Source organism: Janthinobacterium sp. TND4EL3 (assembly GCF_900156175.1).
GTDB lineage: Bacteria > Pseudomonadota > Gammaproteobacteria > Burkholderiales > Burkholderiaceae_D > Janthinobacterium.
On sequence record NZ_FTMV01000015.1, the window covers coordinates 99,837 to 117,949 of the forward strand.

General features: G+C 66.4%; 14 protein-coding genes and 2 tRNA genes. 5 read left to right on the plus strand and 11 right to left on the minus strand.

Translation table 11 applies throughout. The annotated features are described in order from the left end of the window. Positions 1–82: 82 nt before the first annotated feature. A complete protein-coding gene (locus BXA07_RS21840; protein ID WP_076570819.1) occupies positions 83–1,090 on the minus strand; it encodes a FecR domain-containing protein in 1,008 nt (335 codons plus the stop codon). A 1-nt stretch (position 1,091) separates the two neighbouring features. After that, entirely contained in the window at positions 1,092–1,610 is a 519-nt protein-coding gene (locus BXA07_RS21845; RefSeq protein ID WP_076570821.1) for a sigma-70 family RNA polymerase sigma factor, read from the minus strand. A 319-nt stretch (positions 1,611–1,929) separates the two neighbouring features. Between BXA07_RS21845 and BXA07_RS21850 the strand changes: the two genes are divergently transcribed. Beyond that, entirely contained in the window at positions 1,930–2,499 is a 570-nt protein-coding gene (locus BXA07_RS21850) for a hypothetical protein (protein ID WP_139335693.1), read from the plus strand. A gap of 70 nt (positions 2,500–2,569) precedes the next feature. Here the strand turns inward: BXA07_RS21850 and BXA07_RS21855 are convergent. The 5 genes from BXA07_RS21855 to BXA07_RS21875 form a co-directional block, all read right to left on the minus strand. Further along, a tRNA-Met gene (locus tag BXA07_RS21855) sits at positions 2,570–2,646 on the minus strand. 144 nt (positions 2,647–2,790) lie between these two features. Beyond that, positions 2,791–2,867, minus strand: a tRNA-Met gene (locus BXA07_RS21860). Between the two features lie 46 nt (positions 2,868–2,913). Continuing rightward, positions 2,914–4,092: a methyltransferase gene (locus BXA07_RS21865; RefSeq protein ID WP_076570825.1), complete on the minus strand. Its 1,179-nt coding sequence runs from the start codon at positions 4,090–4,092 to the stop codon at positions 2,914–2,916. A gap of 58 nt (positions 4,093–4,150) precedes the next feature. Next, positions 4,151–5,011 (minus strand): hypothetical protein, encoded by an 861-nt coding sequence (locus BXA07_RS21870; RefSeq protein ID WP_076570827.1) that lies wholly within the window; start codon positions 5,009–5,011, stop codon positions 4,151–4,153. 60 nt (positions 5,012–5,071) lie between these two features. Next, a complete protein-coding gene (locus BXA07_RS21875) occupies positions 5,072–5,281 on the minus strand; it encodes a hypothetical protein (RefSeq protein ID WP_076570829.1) in 210 nt (69 codons plus the stop codon). A gap of 178 nt (positions 5,282–5,459) precedes the next feature. On the opposite strand from BXA07_RS21875, the gene BXA07_RS30880 reads away from it, so the two are divergent. After that, positions 5,460–5,627 carry a hypothetical protein gene (locus BXA07_RS30880; RefSeq protein ID WP_170909709.1) on the plus strand — a complete coding sequence of 56 codons (168 nt, stop codon included), beginning with the start codon at positions 5,460–5,462 and terminating at the stop codon, positions 5,625–5,627. A 16-nt stretch (positions 5,628–5,643) separates the two neighbouring features. Here the strand turns inward: BXA07_RS30880 and BXA07_RS21880 are convergent, their stop codons facing one another. The 3 genes from BXA07_RS21880 to BXA07_RS21890 all read right to left on the minus strand — a co-directional run bounded on the left by BXA07_RS21880 (position 5,644) and on the right by BXA07_RS21890 (position 13,773). Further along, positions 5,644–9,399: an AAA family ATPase gene (locus BXA07_RS21880; RefSeq protein WP_076570831.1), complete on the minus strand. Its 3,756-nt coding sequence runs from the start codon at positions 9,397–9,399 to the stop codon at positions 5,644–5,646. A gap of 21 nt (positions 9,400–9,420) precedes the next feature. Beyond that, positions 9,421–10,647, minus strand: coding sequence for an exonuclease SbcCD subunit D C-terminal domain-containing protein (locus BXA07_RS21885; RefSeq protein ID WP_076570833.1), 1,227 nt, complete (start codon positions 10,645–10,647; stop codon positions 9,421–9,423). Positions 10,648–10,818: 171 nt separating this feature from the next. Next, entirely contained in the window at positions 10,819–13,773 is a 2,955-nt protein-coding gene (locus BXA07_RS21890) for a PAS domain-containing protein (protein ID WP_244556355.1), read from the minus strand. Positions 13,774–14,123: 350 nt separating this feature from the next. Between BXA07_RS21890 and BXA07_RS21895 the strand changes: the two genes are divergently transcribed. Both BXA07_RS21895 and BXA07_RS21900 read left to right on the plus strand, forming a co-directional pair. Beyond that, a complete protein-coding gene (locus tag BXA07_RS21895; protein ID WP_034755042.1) occupies positions 14,124–14,495 on the plus strand; it encodes a YajD family HNH nuclease in 372 nt (123 codons plus the stop codon). 20 nt (positions 14,496–14,515) lie between these two features. Beyond that, entirely contained in the window at positions 14,516–15,184 is a 669-nt protein-coding gene (locus tag BXA07_RS21900) for a response regulator (protein WP_076570835.1), read from the plus strand. Between the two features lie 62 nt (positions 15,185–15,246). On the opposite strand, the gene BXA07_RS21905 is transcribed toward BXA07_RS21900, so the two are convergent. Beyond that, positions 15,247–17,391, minus strand: a complete 2,145-nt coding sequence (locus BXA07_RS21905) for a TonB-dependent receptor domain-containing protein (RefSeq protein ID WP_076570837.1) — start codon at positions 17,389–17,391, stop codon at positions 15,247–15,249. Positions 17,392–17,863: 472 nt separating this feature from the next. On the opposite strand from BXA07_RS21905, the gene BXA07_RS30370 reads away from it, so the two are divergent. Continuing rightward, positions 17,864–18,040 carry an ATP-binding protein gene (locus tag BXA07_RS30370; RefSeq protein WP_244556365.1) on the plus strand — a complete coding sequence of 59 codons (177 nt, stop codon included), beginning with the start codon at positions 17,864–17,866 and terminating at the stop codon, positions 18,038–18,040. Positions 18,041–18,113 lie beyond the last annotated feature (73 nt).

Below are 18,113 nucleotides of genomic sequence, written 5' to 3' on the forward strand. Positions count from 1 at the left end.
GTCAAAAAGAACGTTGCCTACACAGGTCACGCGAGAATCGAAAACGGCTACCTTTTTTTTGCGCTGGCGTGAAAATACATGTTCAGCGCTGCCGCCGCGCTTCCACCTGCACCCAATAGCGCGTGCGCAGGCGCACGTCCACCGGCAGCGAATCGGGCAGCGATAGCAGCACGCTATCCAGGTCAGCCAGCGGGAAGACGCCGGAGATGCGCAGGCCGGCCACCGCGTCGTCGCAGCCCAGCAAGCCGTGGCGGTAGCGGCTCAATTCGTGCAGGAAGTCGCGCAGCGGCATGGCGTCGGCCAGCAGCAAGCCCTGGCGCCAGGCCCAGATGTCGGGCGAGACGGCGTGCGCGGGCGAGGTATTCTGCTCCGTCATGCCGCCGCCCTGGCCCGCTTGGACGACCAGGCTGCCGGCGCCCTCGCGCGGCGTGAGCCTGACGGCGCCCTGTTCGACGGCGACGCTGGTGCGCCCGTCTTCCTGGCGCACGGAATAGCGCGTGCCCAGCGCCTGCGCCCGGCCTTGCGCCGTTTCGACGAGGAAGGGGCGGTAGGGCCGGCGTGTTTCGCGGGCGGTGGCGATGAAGACTTCGCCCCGCACCAGTTGCAGCATCCGCTGCGTGTCCGTAAAGCGGATGTTCACGGTGCTGCCGCTGTTCAGATGCAGGCGGGTACCGTCGGGCAGGGCCAGTTCGCGGTGTTCGCCCACGCCGGTGGACAGGTCGGCCAGCGCGGCGCGGGCCATGCCGGGCGCATATTCCGAGCGCGCGCCGAACCAGCCGGTGAGACCGATGGCCGATACCCACGCCAGCAGTCGAAGGCTGCCGCGCCGCGAGACGGAAGGCGAATGGGGACTTTGCAGCAGCGCCTGGCGACTGGCTGGCCCATCGAGTTCGCGCAAGCCGCCGCTGACGCTTTCGATGTGTTTCCACGCCCGTTCATGGTCGGGGTGCGCCTGGCGCCATTGCCGCCACGCCGTTTTTTCCGCCGGCGTGCTTTCGCCGCTCATCAGAGTGGTCAGCCATTCGGCCGCCTGCATGGCGACGGCCAGGTCGATGGGCTGGCCGTGGGCGTAGACGGTGGCGGCGCGCATGTCAGGGGGCGGCAAAGTCGGGCACGGCAAAAAAGCACAGCAGATTGGCCTTGCTCAGGTACTTTTTGACGGAATGCGTGGTGGTGCCCAGTTCTTGCGCGATCTCGGCATAGCTCATGCCGTCCAGATGGGCCAGCAGGAAGGCCGCCCTGGCCTTGGCGGACAGCTTGCCCAGTGCGCGGTCGATCAGCTGCAGTGATTCGAGCACGATGGACAGGGTCTCCGGCGATGGCGTACAGGCTTGCGGCTGGTGCAGCAGGGCGTCGAGGTAGGCGCGTTCCAGTTCTTCTCGCCGGCAGTGGTTGGCCAGCAGGCGCCTGGCGATGGTGGCCAGGAAAGGGCGCGGCTGCGCGATGCCGGCACTGCTGCGCGCAACGAAGATCTTGAGGAAGGTATCCTGCGCCAGATCGCCCGCCAGCCCCGCATCGTGCAGGCGGCGCTTCAGCCAGTGCAGCAGCCACGAGTGGTGGTCGGCATACAGGGCCTGGAAGTCGGACGGCGGGGAAGGCGCGGACAGCATGTGTACAGGAGGGCTTAATCTAAATGAGAATTGTTCTCATAATAACGCAGCGGTGCACGCCAGGCAATCGGGAAAACGCGGCGTTGCTGAAATGCGACTGCGCCCCTGGCCGCCTGCGGCAAGAGATTTGCGCCTGCGCACGGCAGGTGTAAAAGTTTCCTTAGCGCAAGCTTTCATGTGAGAAAATGGGGTTGGCCATGTGGAGCGGAGCAAAAAAATGATGTGGATGGTTGGCGGTGCCCTGGTTCTTTTGGTCGCCAGATTCTTATGGTTGGCCTTTTTTCATCGGGTCAACGCGATGTCGCGCCAGGCGGAACTGATGAACTGGCTCGACATCGGCCGCGTGTCGAATGCCGATGGCGGCAAGGATATTTTGTTGGCGAGAAATGAGCGCGGCGCCCGGATCGACTGGCGCACGGGCGAAGTCTGGCTGATGAATCCGAAGGTGGAGGAGCCGTTTGCCGATTTTCTCGCCGTCGAGCGCTGGCTGACTTTGCGCGAGCTGCCGGTGGCGGACAAGCCGGTACATGTCGCTCCCGCGCCAGCGGAGCCGGAACCGGCGCCGGACGCCGGGCCCGTGCGCGACACCTTGCCGGCCTTCCAGCAAAAGGTCGATGCCTGCCTGGCCAAGGCGGAAGGCGGCCAGGAATTGCTGGAAACCAAGCAGGCATTCGAGGCGGGCAGCGAGCCTTATCTCGAGGCGTCGACGGAATTGAGCAAGGCCGCGCTGGAGCTGGAAGTGTCGCCCGCCATGGTGGCCACGTTTCACATCAGCGCCTTTGCGGCCCTGGCCGAAACGGCGGGCGCCGACAAGCTGGAACGGGTGGCGGCCAGCCTGCACGCGGCGGCCAGGCAGATCAGGGCCAGCGTCACGGCGTCAAAGCATTGACCGAGTATTGACCCGGCCTGGAATGAAAAAACCGCTGAAGCCCTTGCAGGCATCAGCGGTTTTTATGTATTGGTTGCGGGGACAGGATTTGAACCTGTGACCTTCGGGTTATGAGCCCGACGAGCTGCCAGACTGCTCCACCCCGCAGGCGAATTATAACCGAGTTTGCTGCATTGCGAAAGGGCGGATGGAAATGAGGGATATTTGGCTTGCAGGATGGCCATTGAGATACTGCGCCGCAATGGAAAAAGCCGCTGATTCTCTTGCAAGAATCAGCGGCTTTTCGGTATCTGGTTGCGGGGACAGGATTTGAACCTGTGACCTTCGGGTTATGAGCCCGACGAGCTGCCAGACTGCTCCACCCCGCAGGCGAATTATAGCGGGGTTTGCTGCAATGCGCAATGGCTGCCTCGATTACGCCGCCGCCAGGCGCCACAGCGAGGTGATTTCCTTCGAGCGGGCCGCGTGCAGGCTGTCCGTGGCGTCCTGCGCGCGCGGGTGCGTGGGTTTCACGTCCAGGCGGTCGATGACTGTCAAGCCTGCCTGTTCTATCCATTCCAGCAATTGCGCGCGCGGGCGCAGGCCCAGGTGCTCGGCCAGGTCCGACAGGATCAGCCAGCCTTCGCCGCCCGGTTCCAGGTGAGCGGCCAGGCCGGAAAGGAAGCCGCGCAGCATGCGGCTGTCCGGATCGTAGACGGCGTATTCGATCGGCGAGCTTGGGCGGGCCGGCAGCCATGGCGGATTACATACGACGAGCGGGGCGCGTCCGGCGGGGAACAGGTCGGCCTGCACCACCTCGACCTTGCCCTGCAAGTCGAGGCGGGCCAGGTTTTCGCGCGCGCAGGACAGGGCGCGCGGGTCCTGGTCGGTGGCGACGATGTGCTCGATGCCGCGCTGCGCCAGCACGGCGGCCAGCACGCCCGTGCCGGTGCCGATGTCGAAGGCCAGCTTGGCGCGGGCGGGCAGGGGGGCTTCCGCCACCAGGCCCACGTACTCGCCGCGGATGGGCGCGAACACGCCGTAGTGCGGATGGATGCGCTGGCCCAGGGCCGGCAGTTCCACGCCCGTGCGGCGCCATTCGTGCGCGCCGATCAGGCCCAGCAGTTCGCGCAGCGAGGCGACGAAGGCTTCTTCGCCGCGGCCATACGCTTCATTGCAAGCCAGTTTTACATCTGGCGCGCGGCGCAGCGGGATCGTGTAGTCGGCGTCGAAAGGCAGCAGCAGCATGGCCAGGGTGCGGGCGCGCTGCGACTGCGCCTGGCGGTGCAGGTGGAAGGCTTCCGTGGCCGATGGTTCCGGTTTTGCGAGCTTGGCGGCTTTGGCCTTCTTGCTCGGCTTGTCGTTCTTGTGGTCGGCGCGCCGCGCCAGCGCCTGCAGCAGCTGGCGCGCGTTCTGGAAGTCGCCGCGCCACAGCATGGCCGTGCCTTCGCAGGCCAGGCGGTAAGCCTGGTCGGCCGTCGTGCGGTCATCGGCGATGACGACGCGCTTGGGCGGCGGCATGCCGCTTTCCGAGCGCCAGCGGGCCGAATGCTCGGCGCCGTTTTCGCTCCAGTGGATCTGCGGATGAACGGTAGGGGAAGAAGTGTCGGACATGGGTTTCAATCGATAGAAGGGGGCGCGCGGCATGGTCGCCTGCGCAGGCCGTCTTCCATTATACGTCGCGGGCCGTGCCGTCAGCAGTGTCCGTGCCATAGGCGAGTGCCAGCGCGCGGGCGCGCGCCTGGTCTTCCGGCGTGTTTTGCGCGGCGTTCTTGTCCGCTTTGACCGCCGCGTCCGGCTGTACCAGCTTGAGCAAGCGCAAGCTCAGGCTGCCCGCCAGGTCGCCATCGTTGCCGCTGGCGCTGGCGCCATCGACGTTGTTGTTGACGTTGTTATTAAAAATGTTGCTTTGCAACTGCTGGCCCAGCAGCTTGAACAGGTCGTGCAGATTGCCGCCGAAGGTCGTGGCGGGCAACTCCTTGGCGGGCAGGGCGGCGTCATCGGATGGCGGAACTTCCTGCGCGTCATCTTGCGTTTGCGCAAATGCGCCCGCGCTGATGTTCGATTGATATTGCACTTCCACTTCGAAGTCGAAGGTCTGGCCGTCGGCCGTCGTGATCTTGCCCTTGCCGATGAAATGGGCGTTTTCATCGAGGCTGAAGGCGGCCGCGCGGCTGCTGCCGCTTGCGCCCGAGACGCTGGCGCTGCCGCTGCTGAAGCTGGAACCGGCCTGCAGGTCGACGGAATCGAAGGCGATGCTGGCGCCGTCGCCGAACAGCTGGCGCGTCATGTTGGAGAGAAAATCCTGCGCCACGTCGACGGTGGCGTTGCCCAGCGCATCGGTGCGCTGCGACAGTCCCTTGGCCGACAGGTCCAGGCCATTCTTCGACAAGGCCACCACGTCTTGCGCGGTGCGCTGCATCAGGGGCGAAGCGGCCAGGCCCGTGGCGCTGCTGCCCGTGCGTGACGGCTGCTGGCCAGTCAGCGTAGTCGAGGCGGGTTGACGGCTGGCAAGGGCGGGAAGCTGGGACATGAACAAATTCCGAGTGAGCAAGTACTCAGTTAACGGCAGCCGTGTCCCATTCTTTAACCATTAGTGGTGGTGCGACCAGCTACCATCCTCCGACTCCAGGTAAGACTTGACGGCATCGGCCTGGCCCGTGGCGTGGCGCTTCAGTTCGCCGCATGCGCAAATGCCCTGATACGGCTGGATATGCGAGCAGGCGGAGACTTTTTGCAGGTAGACCTGCATGGATTTGTGACATTTGACGCACTTGAAGGTGAGGCTGCGGGCGGCTTTCATGGGATTCCTTGAACTGTTGCGGGGCGTAGCGTTCGGCTACGCGAAGGACGGGATTCTAACCCACTCCGCCGGTCGTTACATACTGTTGCAACTGCGCCACGCGCAAGTCAACTGAATCCGCGCCGTGACGTTGAACGGATATGGGAGGCCGACTGGCATCCATTGAAGAGGTAGCATCATGGAAAAGCGTGACAAGGAACAGCCTGTACAACCTGGCAAGGAATTGGTCAGGAAATGGTTGAAAGCGGAGCTGGAACAGCGCCGCCCCCCGCCCGACCCGGAGCAGATCCGCCGCGAATTGGGCTGGGACATGCTGAGGCTATGCCGGGAGGCGGAGCCGCGCTGACACGCCAGCCGGCCCCTTAGCGCACCGTCACCACGCTCTTGCCGCCCGCCCCAGGCTGCACGACGATGCGGGTGGCGATGCGCTCCGTCATTTCCTGCACGTGCGAGATCACGCCCACCTTGCGGCCCATCGCTTGCAGGCCGTCGAGTGCATCCATGGCCACGCGCAGGGTTTCCGTATCGAGGCTGCCGAAGCCCTCGTCGATGAACAGCGATTCGACGCGCACGCGGTTCGAGGACAGCGAGGCAAGGCCCAGCGCCAAGGCCAGCGAGACGAGGAACGATTCGCCGCCTGACAGCGAGTGCACGGAGCGCAGCTCGCCGCCCATGTCCTGGTCGCGCACCATCAGGCCCAGCGACGGATTGTTCGGGTTCTCGATGCGTTCGAGCTGGTAGCGGCGCGCCAGGTGGTTCAGGTGTGCATTCGCATAGCCGAGCAGCACTTCCAGCGTGAATTGCTGGGCGTAGTTGCGGAATTTCTTGCCGTCGGCCGAGCCGATCAATTCATTCAGGCTGGCCCAGCGCCGCTCGATGACGGCTTGCGCCTCGATCAGCGCCAGCATCGCTTGCGCGCTGTGGCGCCGCGCGTCGTCCTGCGCGATGGCCAGGCGTAAGCGCGTCGCTTCCTGGTTGGCTGCCTGGCGTTCCAGCAGCAGCGCGTCGAGCGCGGCCTGCAGCGCCGCCTCGTCCGTTTCCAGTGCCTCCGGCGGTTGCTGCCCATGTGCTGCCAGCTGCTGCCGGCGTTCGGCCAGCACGGACGCAGCCGCCGTGTGGCGGTCGGCGATTGCTTGCAGGGCGGCCCGCTCCGCGCGCATGGCGTCCGGCGCGATGGCCAAGCGTGCGCGCAAGGCGTCCATGTCGGCCGGCGCATGGGCAGGGTGGGCATCCTGGAACTGGCGCAGCCAGTCGTGCAGGGCGGCGTTGGCGCCGTGTTCCTGTTCACGCAAGGCGGCCAGGCGCTGCGACAGCTGCGCGCACGCTTCTTCCAGGCGCGTGCGCTGCTGGCTGGCCGACTGCGCCGCCGTTTGCTGCTGCGCCAGCTGTTCTTTGGCTTGCGCGATGGCCGCTGCCAGGCTGCGTTCCACCTCGGCCACGCTCCGGCCCTGCCATAGCGCATGGCGCTCCGCCTGCATTGCCGCGCGCTGCTTGTCGGCGGCGGCAAAGACGGCGTGGGCTTGCTGCGCCGCTTGCTGCGCCTTGCCAGCGGCCAGCTGCGCCGCTTCCAGCTGCGCGGCCAGCGTCGCCAGCGCGTGACCCAGGTTATCCTGGTCCGCCTGCTGTTTCAGCCATTGCCGGCTTTCCGTTTCACGCGCCGCGCGGAAGGCGGCCGGGCCGGCGCGCCAGCTGTCTTTCCAGTCCTCGGCGCCATCGGCGTCGGCAAACGCGCCATCGAGCTGCGCCAGCAAGGCATCGAGCGCGGCGCGCGCCGTCTCGCCCTTGTCGGCGTTGCCCGCTTGCTGCGCCTGCAGCTGCGCCAGCCGCGCCTGCGCTTCGGCGACGCTGCTTGTGCAGCGCGCGTGCTCGGTGGATGCCAGTTCGTGCGCCGCCTGCGCCTGCTCGCGCCGCGCGCCGGCCTGGCGCAGCGCCGTTTCCTGCTGCGCCAGCGCCTGCAAGCCGGCCGCATTGGCCGCCAGCTGCTGCGCGAACCAGTCCGCGCGCTGGTTTGCCGGCGGCAGTGCCAACGTGTCCGCATGCGGCTGCCACTGCGCGAGCAAGCTGTCGATGGCGGGCGGCAGGGCTGCCAGTTCGGCATCCGTTTGCGCCTGCTCGCGCGCCGTCGCGGCCAGCGCCGCCCTGTGCGTGGCCAGCCGCTCCAGATTGCCGCGCGCCTGCGTGCGGCAAGCGAGCACCTCATCCTGCAAGCTGGCCAGCATCGCCTGCAAGGCGTGATCGGCGTGGCTGTACGGGTGTTCCAGCGCGCCGCAGACGGGGCAGGGCTGCTCGTCCTGCAAATTGGCCCGTAGCTGCTCGACGCTGGCCGCGCATGCCGCTTCCGCGCCTTTCAAGGACTTTTCCGCCTGCGCCAGGCGCGCTTCCAGCAGCGGCGTCTGCGCCGTTTCCGCCGCCAACGCCGTGCTTTCCGTTTGCTCTGCCTGTGCCAGCTGGGCCGCCCTCGCTTGCCAGTGGGCCAGCGCCTGCTGCTGGCGCGCCAGTTCGCTCCAGGTCTTTTCCGCGCTGGCCAAGATGCGCGCGTGCGCCTCCAGCTGGCCGCGCTGCTCCTGCAGTCCCTGGCCATCGATGGCTTGTACGGCCGCTTGCGCCTCGCGCCGCTGCGCCTCGCGCACGGCCAGGGCGGCAGCGGCGCTGGCCAGCGCCGCTTGCGCCGCCTGCGTGGCGTCCGAGGCCTGGCGCAGCTGCTGTCTTGACTCGGCCATGCTGGCGTCGGCCGCATCGGCTTGCGCGGCCGCTTGCCCGGCCTGGGCAAACAATTGATCCCACAACTGCCACGATTGCGCCAGCGCCTGCCACTGCTGGTGCGATGCCAGCCACTGGCGGCCCGCTTCCTGTTCCGCCTGCGCGGCGTGCTGGCGCTGCTGCAGATCGTGCAGCGCGGCGCGCGCCGTCTCGTTGGCCTGGTCGGCGGCCAGGGCGCCATCTTGCGCGTGGCGGTGCGCGGGCATGTGCGCCGCAATGCCCGCGTCGAGCGCCTTGGCCTGGTCAAGCACGGGCGCCGCGTCGCCCTGCGCCGCTTCCCTGGCAAGCAAGGCCGCTGCCGCCTGCTGCACGGCCTGCGACAGCCGCGCCTCGCTCGCGATGGCTTGCGCCGCCTGCACGCGTGACGCTTCCAGCGCGGCGCCCGTGCCGGCGATGTCGCCGGCCAGGCGCGCCACGTCGTCGACGAGGGACCGCGCCGGCTGCAGCAATTCCCACTGCGCCAGCGCCGCCTGGCGCTCCTGTGCAGCGGCCCGCTCGGCATCGGCGCCATCCAGCGCCTCTTGCGCGGCCGTCACCTGGGTTTGCAGCTTGTGCGTCTCCTGGTGCCAGCGCTGCTGCAGTTCCAGCACCGCCTTGCGCAGGTCGATGGTGTGCAGGGCCGCTTCGGCGGCCTCACCCAGCATTGCCGTTTCAGCGCGTTCTTCCGGCGACAAGGGCCGCTGGTCGGCCAGTTTCTCGCCCAGGCGTTCGAGGACCTGTTTTTCCTTTTTTGCACGCTCGAAGGCGCGCATGGAAATATCGCTATAGATGCTGCTGCCCGTCAGCGTCTCCAGCAGCTCGCCCCGCTCATTGTCTTCCGTCTTGAGGAAGGTGGAAAACTCGTTCTGCGCCAGCAGCACGGCGCGCGTAAACTGGTCGAAGGACAGGCCGATGCGTTTTTCGATCTCTTCCTTCACTTCCGTCTTGGTGCCGCCGATGGGCTGCAGCGCGGGCAGCTGGTGCAAGCTCATGGCGGTGGCCTGCAGCGCCCCTTCGGCCTTGGTGCGCGAGCGGCGCACGCTCCAGCGCGCGCGGTAGCTTGCGCCGTCGTTACCGACGAAATCCACCTGCGCGTAACCGTCCGGCGTGCCGCGGCGCAGCAGGGTGCGCGTATCCTGCGCGCCGACGGTTTCCTTGCCCACGTCGGGCAGGGCACTGCGCCCCAGCACCTTGAGCAGGCGTGGCGTGGCGTCGTACAGGGCCAGGCACAGCGCGTCGAGCAGGGTGCTCTTGCCCGCGCCCGTGGGGCCGCTGATGGCGAACAGGCCGGAGGACGCCAGCGGCTCCTGCTGGAAGTCGACTTCAAATTCGCCGGCCAGCGAAGCCAGGTTCTTACCGCTGATTTTCAGGATTTTCATGGTTCTTCGGGAGCGAAAAGGTCAGGCACCGGGCAGCAGCAGTTCGGCCAGGCCCGAGAGGAGCTCGGGCGGCGCTTCCTTGGCGTATTTTTGCTGATACAGGCGGCGGAAGATGTCGTCGGGCTGCAGCTGGCCCAATTGGTCGAGCGTCATGTTGTCGGGGGCGCTGGCGCGCGCGGCGCTCGATGTTTCGATCTTCGCCAGGCGCACGGGTTTGCCGTCGAGCGCCGTCTCGATGCGCGTGCGCAGGCCCGGTTCGGGCGCGTCCAGGCGCACGCGCACTTCCAGGAAGGGCTGCGCCTCGGCCGGAGCGTCCGGCACGTCGAGGGCGGCCAGCTGCGCCAGCACTTCGCTGATGGGCGCCGGTGTGGCCGGCACGCGCAGCAGGGGCACGGCGCGCGGCACGGCGATGACGCGCACGGATTGCAGCGTTTCACCGTCGATATCGAGGCACAGCACCTGGTGGCGGTAGTTCACTTCGGCGAACGACAGCGGTATCGGGCTGCCGCAGTAGCGGATGTGCTCCTGGCCGCCCACGGCCTGCGCCTTGTGCAAATGGCCCAGCGCCGCATACGCGATGGATGCATCAAAAATCCCCGACGGCAGCATTTCCGTGCCGCCGATGACGATGCGGCGCTCGGAATCGTTCGACATTTCGCCGCCCACCATATGGCAGTGGCCCATGGCAAGAATGGCTTGCCCCGGCTGGCGGCGCGCCAGCGCCAGGTCGGTCAACTGGCGGTACAGCAGGGCGATGCCGCCCAGGTAGGCGTCCTGGGTGTCGCCAGCCGGCAGTTTCGGCACGTCGCCGGGACGCAGGAACGGTACGGCCAGGCACCAGGCCTGCACTTGTCCATCGCTGCCGGTAAGCGGCAGCAGCAGGCGTTCCAGGTCGATCTGGCCCGCGTCGTCGCGCAGCACATGGCCGATCACGTGGGTGCCGTGCGCGGCCAGCAGGGGGCCGGGCGCTTCCAGCCGTCCCGCCGAATCGTGGTTGCCGGCGACGACGATCAGCTGCAGCGCGGGCAGGCGCGCGCGCGCCTGCTGCAGGAAGACATACAGCTGCTTTTGCGAGGCGGCCGAAGGATTGGCATTGTCGAACACGTCGCCGGCGACGAGCAGCACGTCGACCCGCTCGGCCACGAGGGTGTCGAGCAGCCAGTCGAGGAAGCGCTGGTGCTCGTAGCCCCGTTCATAGTTGTGCAGGGTCTGGCCCAGATGCCAGTCGGAAGTGTGCAGCAGGCGCATGATGGGGCAAGGGTAGGGAAGACAGGCGCCAATATAGCTGAAATGAGGCAGGTACTGGAGAGTTGAACGAATTTCGAAGAGCGTTTTCGATTTTTATCAATACATCCAGAGTGCCTGAAAAACGTTCAGGGCAAGGTACTGCAACGCAGCCATGGACGTTTTCTCCGGTGCTCAAGTCGTCAGCACGCCGGCCCGGTAGGTATTGCGCCCATCCTGCTTGGCCTGATACAGCAGCACGTCGGCCCGCTGCAGCAGCACGGCGGGGGAAATGTCTTCGTCGCGGTAGAAGGCCAGGCCGATGCTGGCGGAAATGCGCACGGTGATGCCGTCGAGTTCGAACGGCTGCTGCATGGCGGCGACGATCTTTTCCGCCAGCACGGCCGCGTCGTCGGGCCGGCTGATCTGTTCCATGATGATGGTGAATTCGTCGCCGCCCAGGCGGGCGATGATGTCGGTGGCGCGCATGGTCTGCGTCAGGCGCTGGGCGAAGGCGCGCAGCAGGGCGTCGCCCGTGCCGTGTCCGTGCGTGTCGTTGACGGGCTTGAAGCGGTCGATGTCCATGTACATGACGGCCATCAGGTGCTGCTGCCGGCGGCTCGCGTGCATGGCGTCGCTGAGCTTTTGCTGGAAGCCGGCGCGGTTCGACAGGCCCGTGAGCGCATCGACCTGCGCCAGTTTCAGCAGCCGCTGCTTTTCGCGCTTTTGCACGGTGATATCCTGGCGCATCACGTGAAAACCCACCACCTGCAGCCGGTCTTCGCCGATCTGCGGGATGTAGATGACTTCCATGCAGCGCTCGATGCCTTCCTTCTCGTCCTCTTCCTCGAAGCTCAGGGTCTCGCCATCGAGCACGCGCCGGATGTAGGGCGCTACCGTGCCGTAGCGGGCCGCGCCGACCGTATCGAGCACGCTCTTGCCCAGCACCTGGGTGCCTGCGAGGCCGAATTCGCGCTCGTAGGCGATGTTCAGGAAGCGGTAGATCTGGTCGGCGTCGATGTAGGCGATCATGGCCGGCAGGGTGTCGGCGATGGTGCGCAGGCGCGCCTCGCTCTCCAGCAGCGCCACTTCCGATTCGCGCAGGGTGGTGATGTCGTCCAGGCTGCCCACGTAGCCTTCCACCTGACCGTCGACGAGGATGGGAGCGATTTTGACGGAAACCCACACCAGCTTGCCGTCGCGGTGCAGGCAGCGCAGGGTGGACTGGAACGGCGCATGGCTGCGCGTGAGCTGCTCCAGCGCCACGTGCATGCGCGGATAGTCGTCCGGATGCAGGGCGCTGGTCCAGCCGGCGCCCAGGGCGGCGGCGCGCGGCAGGCCCGTGATGGCCTCGAAGGTGCGGTTGACGTAGGTGCAGCGGCGCTGGCGGTCCAGGCGCACCAGGCCGAGAGGCGAGGCATCGTTGACGGCGGCCAGTTCTGCCTGTTTCTGGCGCAGTTCCAGTTCCTGCTGGCGGCGCTGCGAGATATCCTCGGCGATGCACAGGATATGCTCGACCTGCTGGCGCTCGTCGAATACGGGCACGGAGACGGAGCGCAGGTAGCGCTGGCTGCCGTCAAACAGGCGCAGCGGCTTTTCCGTATGGTCGATGACGCCCCGTTCGGCCAGGATGGCGCGGTCATCGTCGGCGTCATGCAGGCCGAAGTCGGGCGGAAAGGCCTGGCAGTCGGTCTTGCCGATGACGTCGCCGGCCAGGTAGCCGGTGATGTCCTCTGCCGCCTTGTTCCACACCTCCATCTGGCCGAAGTTCTCCGGGCGCGCGCTTTTCACGTACACCAGCACGGGCAAATGGTCGATCAGCGACTGCAGGAAGCTGCGGTTGTCCTGCAGCGCCAGTTCATCATGCTTGCGCGCACTGATGTCGCGCGAGGTGACGGCCACGCCGTCGGTGATGGGCACGACCTGGTGGCGCAGCCAGCGCGTGCCGCCCGAGGCCAGTTTCAGCTCGAATTCATCTTCCAGCGGCTGGCCCGTTTCCATCACCAGCACGAAGCGCTTGAAAAAGCGTTCGCCGCGCAGCAGCGGCACCCGCGGCAGCACGCGCTGGCCCAGCAGTTCCGAGCGCGGCTTGCCCAGCATGTCGGCTGCCCGTTCGTTGATGTCGGCGAAAATGAAGTCCTCCACCGGCTTGCCCGGCGCCGCTCGCCAGGCTTTCAGCAGCAGTACGGCGTCAAGGCTGCCCTGGTGCGCCGCGCGCAGCAGGGCCTGCGTTTCCTTGGCCTGGCGGATGCTGCGGCGCAGGCGCGCGCTCTGGTTCGCCAGCAGCGCCGTGAAGCCCGCGATGAGCACGCTGGCGGCGATCAGCGCGCCCAGATATGCCAGGCGGCGTTGCTCGAAGCGGGCCAGCGCGGTGGCGCGGCTCACGCCCACTACGGCCAGCAGCGGATAGCGGGGCAGCTCGCGGTAGCTGTAGATGCGCGAGGTGGCGTCGACGGGCGGCTCGATCTCCAGTTCGTCTGGCGCGTGCAGGGGCGCGCCCGGCATGCGGAAATCGATGCGGTCGCTGATGAGCAGCTGCTCGCCGATGCGTCCCACCGTCAGGCCGCTGTCGCGCGCCACCAGCATCAGCGCATCGTGTTCGTCAAGGTTCAGGCGGTCGTAGTCGTCGACGAAATAGGTGGGGTCGACGTGAATGATGATGGCGCCGGCGAAGCGTCCCTGGGCATCGTTCAGGCGGCGCGCCATGCGGATGGTCCAGCGTTTGCTGTCGGCGTCGAGCATGGGCGTGTCGACCAGGGCCGTGTCGGCCGGGTTGGCGGCCAGCGTCCGGAAAAAGGCTTGCCGGGCCAGTTTTTCAGGGAAATACGCGTTGGCGCTGTCGGTGATGTTGCCCTGCGCGTCGACCAGGGCGATCGGCAGTTCCAGCTTGGACGGCAGCACGCTGTCGAGCAGGCCCTGGCGGCGCGTGAATTCATTGAGGCGCAGGCTGCCGCCCGATTCCTCGTACTTGAGCTTGAACAATTGCGTGGCGTGGTCCGTCTGGCGCAGGATGAAGCTGGTATGGTCGGCCAGGGTGCGCGCGAGGGTCTGGCTGCCGGCCACGGCATCGCGCACGGCGCCGGCCTGCTCCTGGCCGATCTGATAGATGACGGCACCCCACAGCACCAGCAGTAAAAGCAGTGCGAACACGGGGACCAGGCTGATGCGGTAAAGGCGGCTGGCAAAGCGTTGCAGGGGTCTCGTTATCGATATCACGGGCGCTTGCAGGCAAGAATCATTGAAAAGGGGCGGAAGGGGCGGCGTGGCGCGCATGATAGCCGAAATATGCCGACCTGCGCGCTGCCAGCGTTTGCCGCCCCGGCGTCTGTTCATCGTCTGTCGCTGGTCTTATTTTGCGTTAAATCAAGCACTTGTGGCGCCGCGCACGCTAAAAAAATCGCGCGGGCGGCGACACGGGCCTGGGCCGTGGCAGAAAAAGTACAATTTCACCCGCATCCTCATTAAAATGGCTGCTTCTTCCTCCCATATCGAAAGTTGTCATGCAGAGTAAAAAGCCCGACGCGGCACGGCTGGACAAGATCGTGGCCGAAGCGCGCCGCGCCGCCGACCAGCGCGAGAGCGGCTACCGCGAACGCTCGCTGAAGATGTATCCGTGGGTGTGCGGCCGCTGCATGCGTGAATTTACGCGTGCCAACGTGCAGCAGCTGACGGTGCACCACCGCGACCACAACCACGACAACAATCCTCCCGACGGCAGCAACTGGGAGCTGCTGTGCCTGTATTGCCATGACAATGAGCACTCGCGCTACCTGGAGGCGGACCGTGGCGCCGGCCTGCTGTCGGCCGAGGTGGCGCCCGCCACGCACAATCCGTTTGCCGCGCTGGCAGGCCTGATCAAGAAGAAGGACTGAGCGGCCCGCGCCGCTTTCCCATGCGCATCCTGCTGACCGAAGACGACCCGCAACTGGGGCGCGCCACGCAGATCGGCCTGGAACAGGGCGGTTACGCCGTCGACTGGGTCACGAGCGCCGAACAGGCGCACACGGCCGTGCACCTGCACGACTATGGCTGCATCCTGCTCGACCTGGGATTGCCGGGGCAGGACGGCATGCAGGCGTTAGGCGTGCTGCGCGACAACGGCTACAGCGGCGCCGTGCTGATCGTCACGGCGCGCGACAAGGTGGGCGAGCGCATCGCCGGCCTGGACGCGGGCGCCGACGACTTTATCGTCAAGCCGTTCGACCTCGACGAGCTGGCCGCGCGCATCCGCAGCGCCTGCCGCCGCGCCGCCGGCCGCCTGCGCGAACATCTCGTGCATGGCGACCTGGTGCTCGATATCGCCGACCGGCACGTGACGCAAGGGGGCGTGCCCGTGACCCTGACCGTCAAGGAGTTCCGCATCCTGCAATTGCTGCTGGAACATGGCGGCCGCGTGCTGAGCCGCGAACAGCTGGAAAAAAACCTGTACAGCTGGGGTGGCGAAGTGGAAAGCAATGCCGTGCAGGTGCACATCCACCACCTGCGCAAGAAGCTGGGGCGGGACTTGATACGCACGGTGCATGCGATCGGTTACTGCATTGATAAAGCGCAAACGGCTTGACGAAAAAACGGGCCGCCCTGCGGCAGCCCGTTCGATGTTGACGCGGATGGCGCCTTACCTCATCAGAAATCGACGGTGGCCGACAGCCACAGACGGCGTCCGTCCAGGCTGTTGACGTAGCGGTTGGCATAGTCCAAGGCCGGTGCGCGGTACGCCTGGTAGTCGATGAAGTCCTTGTTGAGCAGGTTGTACACGGCCGCGTTCAGGGTCACGCGCTTGTTCAACTGATAACTGCTGCCCAGGTGCAGCATGGTGTAGCCCTTGTAGTCGCCCAGCGCGGCCTTGGCGGCGCGCGTGGAAGCCGACGTGCCCGGATCGCGGAAACGCTCGCTGCGGTACTCGGCGCGCAGCCAGCCGTTCCAATCGCGCGAGATATCCCAGCTCAAACGGGCGTTGACGGCGTGCTTGGGCGTGTCGCTCAGCGGTTTGCCCGCATTGCTGCCGCTCTTCTGTTCGCTTTCCGTGTAGGTGTAGTTGGCGCTGGCCGACAAGGTCTTGCCCAGCGGGAAGCGCGTGTTCAGCTCGACGCCGCGTGTGACGGCCTCATCCACGTTGACGGACTGGCCGAACGCATCGACGTTGGGCCAGTTGCCGAAGCTGACGCAGCCGGGACGGTTGGGCGAAGGACGGTAGCTGCAATTGACGAGGCCCGTACCCGTCGTGATCTTGTCCTTGAAGGTATTGTTGAACACGGTGCCGCTGGCCGTCCAGCCGGCCAGGTTGTCGAAGTAGGCGCCGATTTCCGCCGTCGTGCTCGTTTCCGGCTTCAGGTTCGGGCTGCCGACGAGGGGAATCGTGCCCTGGCCGCCGAAACCGTTGATGCCTGGCGACAGTTGTTCCACGCGGGGCGTCTTGTAGCCCTTGCTGACGCCGCCCTTGACGGTCCAGCTCGTCGAGGCGTTCCACACGGCATAGGCGCGGGGGCTGGTCTGGCCGCCAAAGATGCTGTGATCGTCATAGCGGGCGCCGAAGGTCAGCGCGAGATGCTCCAGTACCTGCCATTCGTCTTCCGCGAACAGGGCTTTTTGCGTGAATTCGAATGTCTTCGGCGCCACGCCATCCGTCATTTCCGCTTTCCACCATTGCGCGCCGACGGTAGCCATGTGCTTGCCCAAAGGCATGACCAATTTGGTGTCGAAGACCTGGCTTTCCACTTCCAGCGTGCGCGCGCTGCCGGCCACGGCGCCCGGCGTGCCCGGAGGAATCGTGCGGCCCAGGGTTTCCGTCTTGTTCACCATGTAGCTGCTGTCGAGCGTGCCAAAGCCGAAGCGGCCCGTGTGCGACAGGGTCCACTGGTCGCGCTTGTATTTCTGTTCTGGCCCGTAGCCGCCCTGCACGGTCTTGGTGCCGAGCTGGCCGCGCGAATTGTCGTAGGTCTGGCGGCCCGCGTCGGCGTCGAGGATGACGGTGTGGTAGCGGTTCGGCGTCAACGCCAGGCGCGCGCCGAAGTTGTCGATATCCGCACGCACGGGGTTGGCGCCCATTCTGGTGGCGACTTCCGCGCCGGCCACGTCGTTGTAGCGGATGTCGGCCGCGTCGCGTCGCTGCTTGCTGCCGCGCAGGGACAGGCCCAGCAGGTCGGTGGCGATGGGGCCGCTCAGGTAGAAGCGGCCGCTTTTCACGTCGCCGAAAGCGGATTCTTCCTGCAAGGTGTAGTCGGCCGAGACGGAGCCCATCCACTGCTTGCCCACCTTGCGCGTGATGATGTTGATCACGCCGCCCATGGCGTCCGAGCCGTACAGGGTCGACATGGGGCCGCGGATGATCTCGATGCGCTCGATGGCGGCCAGCGGCGGCATGAAGCTCGTCTGCGTGCCGCCGAAGCCGTTCGGCGTGACGTTGCCGGCCGCGTTCTGGCGCCGTCCGTCGATCAGCACCAGGGTGTAGTCGCTGGGCATGCCGCGGATGCTGATGTTCATGCCGCCCGTCTTGTCGCCCGCCGCGCCCACGTCGATGCCTTCCACGCTTTCCAGCGCCTGCGTCAGGTTGCCGAAGCGCTCCTTCGACAGTTCCTCGCGCGTCAGCACCGTGATCGACGCGGGCGCCTGCTTGATATCCTGCTCGAAGCCGGACGCGGACACGACCACTTCCGGCATGCTGGCCGGCGTGCCCGTCTGGGCGTGAGCCGGCAGGCAGGACAGGGCGGCCACGGCCAGGGCCAGGGTGGTGGGACGCGGCAGGCGCGCGCGGCGGGTGCTGTTGGACATGCAAACTCCTGAAGGTGAATTCATTATTGGTCTGTATTTGTGGGGAATGGGAATCATGAAAGCAATAAGAATCATTTACAATTGCGGACATGGCTCGCCAAAAAATATTTCGCTCCGGATCATGCGCAGAAGTTCTTAAGAGATTCTTAACAGCCGGCGGCAGCGTGCCAAGCTGGTCGCTGCGGCGCACCTTGCTGACGGTGTTGCTGGGCCTGACCTTGGCCCTGTGGGCGGGCGGCGCCGCCATCGTGTATGTCGAGGCGCGCCGCGAAAGCCAGGAATTGTTCGACCCGTCGCTGACCGAGACGGGCCATCTGCTGCTGTCGCTGGTGGAAAAGGACGTGCGCGAACACGGCTTGACGGGGCCCATCGACCTGCCCCTGCGCGGCCAGCGCAATCCCCACCGATACCCGCTGTTCACGGGCGCAGCTACCTGCGCGTGGCCGATACGGGGCCGGGCATCGCGCAAGACATGCATGAGCGCGTGTTCGAGCGCTTCGTGCGCCCGGGCGGCGCACAGCATCCCGGCAGCAGGCTGGGCCTGTCCATCGTGCGCCGCATCGCCGAGCGGCATGGCGCGCAGATCATGCTTGGCGCCGGCTTGCAGGGCCGTGGACTGGCCGTGACGCTGGTGTTTCCCGCCGCGTAGCGTGGCTGCCGGCCGGACGATCCGATAGCGAGAAAACGCACAAGGCGCGTCCGGAATGCGGTATCTTTCTGTT

Coding starts and splice junctions, on each gene's coding strand:
- BXA07_RS30880 (WP_170909709.1), top strand. CDS start 5,460: ATGGAAAAGCGTGACAAGGAACAGCCTGTACAACCTGGCAAGGAATTG.
- BXA07_RS21870 (WP_076570827.1), bottom strand. CDS start 5,011: ATGTCCCAGCTTCCCGCCCTTGCCAGCCGTCAACCCGCCTCGACTACG.
- BXA07_RS30370 (WP_244556365.1), top strand. CDS start 17,864: ATGCATGAGCGCGTGTTCGAGCGCTTCGTGCGCCCGGGCGGCGCACAG.
- BXA07_RS21865 (WP_076570825.1), bottom strand. CDS start 4,092: ATGTCCGACACTTCTTCCCCTACCGTTCATCCGCAGATCCACTGGAGC.
- BXA07_RS21905 (WP_076570837.1), bottom strand. CDS start 17,391: ATGTCCAACAGCACCCGCCGCGCGCGCCTGCCGCGTCCCACCACCCTG.
- BXA07_RS21875 (WP_076570829.1), bottom strand. CDS start 5,281: ATGAAAGCCGCCCGCAGCCTCACCTTCAAGTGCGTCAAATGTCACAAA.
- BXA07_RS21900 (WP_076570835.1), top strand. CDS start 14,516: ATGCGCATCCTGCTGACCGAAGACGACCCGCAACTGGGGCGCGCCACG.
- BXA07_RS21885 (WP_076570833.1), bottom strand. CDS start 10,647: ATGCGCCTGCTGCACACTTCCGACTGGCATCTGGGCCAGACCCTGCAC.
- BXA07_RS21880 (WP_076570831.1), bottom strand. CDS start 9,399: ATGAAAATCCTGAAAATCAGCGGTAAGAACCTGGCTTCGCTGGCCGGC.
- BXA07_RS21895 (WP_034755042.1), top strand. CDS start 14,124: ATGCAGAGTAAAAAGCCCGACGCGGCACGGCTGGACAAGATCGTGGCC.
- BXA07_RS21845 (WP_076570821.1), bottom strand. CDS start 1,610: ATGCTGTCCGCGCCTTCCCCGCCGTCCGACTTCCAGGCCCTGTATGCC.
- BXA07_RS21840 (WP_076570819.1), bottom strand. CDS start 1,090: ATGCGCGCCGCCACCGTCTACGCCCACGGCCAGCCCATCGACCTGGCC.
- BXA07_RS21850 (WP_139335693.1), top strand. CDS start 1,930: ATGAACTGGCTCGACATCGGCCGCGTGTCGAATGCCGATGGCGGCAAG.